Source organism: Reyranella sp. (genome assembly GCF_004297265.1).
Taxonomy (GTDB): Bacteria; Pseudomonadota; Alphaproteobacteria; order Reyranellales; family Reyranellaceae; genus Reyranella.
In genome coordinates this window covers 1-4,227 of record NZ_SCUT01000015.1, presented here as the reverse complement: position 1 = coordinate 4,227, position 4,227 = coordinate 1, and the positions used below count along the sequence as shown (strand labels likewise).

The 4,227-nt window shown below is 65.8% G+C and carries 4 protein-coding genes, 1 tRNA gene and 2 pseudogenes; 6 read left to right on the top strand and 1 reads right to left on the bottom strand.

Going from position 1 to position 4,227, the window contains the following annotated elements; translation table 11 throughout:
• Positions 1-289 precede the first annotated feature (289 nt).
• The 6 genes and pseudogenes from EPO41_RS05410 to EPO41_RS29730 form a co-directional block, all read left to right on the top strand.
• Positions 290-669, top strand: a pseudogene (locus tag EPO41_RS05410) (IS110 family transposase); the annotation flags it as partial.
• A 3-nt stretch (positions 670-672) separates the two neighbouring features.
• Complete coding sequence (locus tag EPO41_RS05405) at positions 673-1,314, top strand: DUF3363 domain-containing protein (protein WP_296321514.1); 642 nt, start codon at positions 673-675, stop codon at positions 1,312-1,314.
• A gap of 229 nt (positions 1,315-1,543) precedes the next feature.
• Complete coding sequence (locus tag EPO41_RS05400; protein WP_296321512.1) at positions 1,544-1,768, top strand: antitoxin MazE family protein; 225 nt, start codon at positions 1,544-1,546, stop codon at positions 1,766-1,768.
• Complete coding sequence (locus EPO41_RS05395) at positions 1,765-2,118, top strand: type II toxin-antitoxin system PemK/MazF family toxin (RefSeq protein ID WP_296321509.1); 354 nt, start codon at positions 1,765-1,767, stop codon at positions 2,116-2,118. The genes EPO41_RS05400 and EPO41_RS05395 overlap by 4 nt, the downstream gene beginning before the upstream one ends.
• Before the next feature lie 165 nt (positions 2,119-2,283).
• Positions 2,284-2,496 (top strand): hypothetical protein, encoded by a 213-nt coding sequence (locus EPO41_RS05390; RefSeq protein WP_296321504.1) that lies wholly within the window; start codon positions 2,284-2,286, stop codon positions 2,494-2,496.
• A 21-nt stretch (positions 2,497-2,517) separates the two neighbouring features.
• A pseudogene (locus EPO41_RS29730) lies at positions 2,518-3,543 on the top strand (recombinase family protein); the annotation flags it as partial.
• Between the two features lie 564 nt (positions 3,544-4,107).
• Here EPO41_RS29730 and EPO41_RS05380 read toward each other — a convergent pair.
• Positions 4,108-4,197 (bottom strand) — tRNA-Ser (locus EPO41_RS05380).
• Positions 4,198-4,227: the final 30 nt, after the last annotated feature.

The window sequence follows — 4,227 nt, the reverse complement described above, 5'->3', positions numbered from 1 at the left end:
GGGCGCGGGCTCGTACTCGCGACGGCGAATATTGAAGCAACCGAGATGTGGCTTCGAGACATCCCTGCGGCTGAGAATCGCCGAAGGAAAGTCTATGCCGAGAGCAGGGCGCACCGGAACGATGGTGCCAAGTGGCTTACCATTGGGGCTGCGGCCACAATCGGTGTGAGCTGAGTGGTGCCGGTGAACGTCAATTGTCCGAGCCCCTGCTGTTAGCGTCGCTGCAGCGAAACAGCAGCGCAGAAGGCGAGCGATGGAATTCTTCTCAGGTCTCGAAGTGTCGATGGAGCGGACAGTGAGCAGTTACCGTCTGCGGCTTCTCCTGACACAGCGCCGCAACCTCAAGCGTAAGGTGCTAAATCTTGAGAACACCATCCGGCACTCGCTGAAGGCCTTCGGATCCACATCAAGGGCACGGGGCGCATGGGCTTCGACGCGGCGGTGCGCGACGCAATAACGGGCGATGGGCTGGCCTGCGAGCTGATGGATGCCACGCTGACGGGGCGAGCAATGCTGTAGAAGCAATACCGCCGGCTGCACGACTTGGTGGTGAAGTTCGTGGCGCGTCACGAGTTCTGTCGGCACTTCGTGGCGATCCCGGGCGTCGGTCCGGTGACGGCATTGAGCTTCATGACGGCAATCGATGATCCCGAGGCGTTCATCCGCTCCCATGTGCGCCGGTTGGAGGCGTTGCGCCGGGCAGGCCATGCCGAGCGGCTCGACGCCGATCGTTGGCGCGTCCCGGCCGATCTGGTCGGCCGGGGCCAGGCCTATGATCTGGCGCGGGACCGCGGGAATATCCGGATCGGCATCCTGTCAACCACCGGCCTCGATCATCAGATCGGCCATGAGGGTGCGACCTGGCTGGACCGCGAGCTTGCGGTCCGCGAGCGTACCGTCCTGGCGGATGAAGGGTTTGGCCGGGAGGTGAAGACGGCGCTGGAGAGGCGCAAGCAGTCGCTGGTCGACATGGGCTATGCCACCGACCATGGGGATGGCCGTGTCATTGCGCCCAAAGACCTGATTCGACGGCTCGAAGCCGTCGACATCGACCGGGCCGGCAGGACGCTGGCCGCGGAGCGCGGACGAGAGTGGCAGCCGGCCGTTCCCGGCAACTATGTCGGTGGCCAGCTGTTGGGGTCGACCCAGCTCGCCAGCGGCCGGTTCGCCATGATCGACGATGGGATGGGCTTCAGCCTCGTGCCCTGGCGGCCGGTGCTGGAGCAGCAGATGGGCCGGCACATCTCCGGCATCGCCACGCCCGGCGGCGATGTCGACTGGTCGTTCGGGCGGAAACGCGGGCTTGGACTGTGAGCCATGATCTGCTTGCGGGCAGGAGGCCGGACCGGCGTCAGCCCGTCAAGGCCGCAGCCGCTTCGCGGTGGCGCGTGCCGCGCCAGCCTTGACCGCCTGTCGCCGGTCCGCCAAGCGCTTGGCAAGCAATCAAGGCGGATTGGGAGCGGTCCGCTCCTTTTCTGATCCAGTGGCTGGTCAAGGCGAGCGGCTCATGATAGGTTACATGTAACCCATGCGGAGGATGATCATGGCCCCGGCAACGAAGCCCAAGCCGTCCCGCGTCAAGGTGCGGGAACATCGAAAGCGCCTGCGCTTGCAAGGCCTGCGTCCGATCCAGATCTGGGTGCCGGACGTGCGGGCGCCGTCGTTCCGATCGCAAGCGCATCGGCAGTCGCTCGCCGTCGCGAGAAGTGCCCGAGCCGCCGAAGATCAGGCGTTCATCGACGCGGTGTCGGACTGGGGCGATGAATGAGGCGTGGCGATATCTGGACCGTCGCAGGCGGCAAGGGCTATGCGGGCAAGCCGCGGCCCGTCGTCATCGTGCAGGATGACAGCTTCAACGCCACCGCTTCCGTCACCGTCTGCGCCTTCACCACCGACAAGACCGAAGCGCCGCTGTTCCGGCTGCCCGTGGAACCGAACGAGCGCAACGGGCTGCGCGCGGCCTCTCGGCTGATGGTGGACAAGCTCACCACCGTCCCGAAGGGCAGGGTCGGCGCCCAGGTCGGCCGCCTCGACGAGGAGGACATCCTGCGGCTCAATCGGGCCATCCTCGTATTCCTCGGGCTCGCCATCTCTCCACGGACCAAGCAGGAGGCATAAGCCCATGAACATATGCCGCCTGACGCCCGCCGGCGCGACGCTGGCACCGCCGCGAGCCGCCCTGTCCCTGTTTGGCTATCCCAGGCTACGCGTCGGGCTGTGGAGTAGAGAGGGACGATTGTCTCCGTCCGGCGTCTCCACGACTTTGGTGGAATGCCTCGCCCCGTGCGTTCACGTCCACCATCGGCGTCGGAACAGCTCCGCCAGCTGCTCGGCGAGCCGTGGCCATTCCCGGGCCGCCCGCCCACGCACGACCTCTCGACCTGGACCGTCACTGACGACTGGCCGGCAGACGTTCCTGTCACCGAAGCCGAGATCGACGTCTTCGAACGCTGGTTCGGCGACCTGTTCGACGAGCTGTTCGGGCCACACTCATGATCTGACCAGGAGACACCTGCCATGACCGTGCCGCTGCGCGCCGCCCTCTACCTGCGCGTCTCGACGGCGCGGCAGGCCGAGCATGATGTCTCCATCCCCGACCAGAAGCGCCAGGGCGAGGCCTATTGCCAGTCTCGCGGCTATTCGGTTGTCGAGACCTTCGTGGAGCCGGGCGCATCGGCGACGAACGATCGCCGCCCCGAGTTCCAACGGATGATCGAGGCGGGGACCGCCAAGCCCGCGCCGTTCGATGTGGTGGTCGTCCATTCGTTCAGCCGCTTCTTCCGCGACCACTTCGAGCTGGAGTTCTATGTCCGCAGGCTGGCCAAGAACGGCGTCAAACTGCTCTCCATCACCCAGGAGATGGGCGACGATCCGATGCACGTCATGATGCGGCAGATCATGGCGCTGTTCGACGAGTATCAGTCCAAGGAGAACGCCAAGCACGTCATCCGTGCCCTGAAGGAGAATGCCCGCCAGGGCTTCTGGAACGGAGCGCTGCCGCCGATCGGCTATCGCACCGTCGCCGCCGAGATGCGCGGAGCGAAGGTCAAGAAGAAGCTGGAGATCGACCCGCTGCACGCCGAGACGGTACGGCTGGTCTACCGTCTTGCCCTCCAGGGCGACGGCACCTCGGGTCAGATGGGCATCAAGAACATCGTCTCCCATCTCAACCGCAACCGCATCTTCACCCGTGATGGCGGGCGCTGGGGCATCGCCCAGATCCATCGCATGCTGACCAGCCGGACCTATGCGGGCGAGCATCACTTCAACAGGCGGTCGAAGACCCGGGAGTGGAAGCCGGTCAGCGAGGTGGTGACGGTTGCCGTCCCGCCGATCATCGACCGGCAGACGTTCGAGGCGGTGCAGGCGCTGCTCAAGGCCCGCAATCCCAAGGTCATGCCCGCTCGCGTGATCAGCGGCCCGACCATGCTTACCGGGCTCATCCACTGCGCCAGGTGCGGTGGAGCCATGACCATCCGCACCGGCAAGAGCGGCCGCTATCGCTATTACGCCTGCTCGACCAGGGCGCGGCAGGGTGAGACCGGCTGCGAAGGGATGGCCATACCGATGGAGAAGCTGGACGACCTGGTCGCCAGCCACCTGAAGGACCGCCTGCTTCAGCCCGAACGACTGGAAACCATCCTTGCCGGCGTTCTCGACCGCAGGGAGGAGCGTGCCGATCGCCGCCGCGCGCATATTGCCGAGTTGAACAAGCGCGCCACCGAGGCGGATTTGCGTCTCAAGCGTCTCTATGACGCCATCGAGACGGGAGTGGCCGGGCTCGACGATCCGGCGCTCAAGGATCGCATCGAGGCCCTGAAGGCCGTTCGCGATCAGGCCAAGGCCGACGCCGTACGCGCGCAGGCCATGCTTCAGAACTCAGGCCAGCAGGCGGTGACGCCGCAGACGTTGCACAAGTTCGCCCGCACCGCGCGGGAGCGTATCCGAATCGAGGGCGGTGGCTATCGCCGGGACCATCTGCGCGCGCTTGCACAGCGCGTGGAGGTCGATACCGGCGAGGTCCGGATCATGGGATCGAAGTCCCGGCTGCTCCAGACCCTGGTGGCGAACGGCGGCGTAAACGCAGTGCCCACTCAAGGACTGAAATGGCGGACAGGGCGGGATTCGAACCCGCGGTGGCTGTTACACCACGCACGCTTTCCAAGCGTGTGCCTTAAACCGCTCGGCCACCTGTCCGGGAAGCGCGGTCGGCCGCTCTTATAGCGC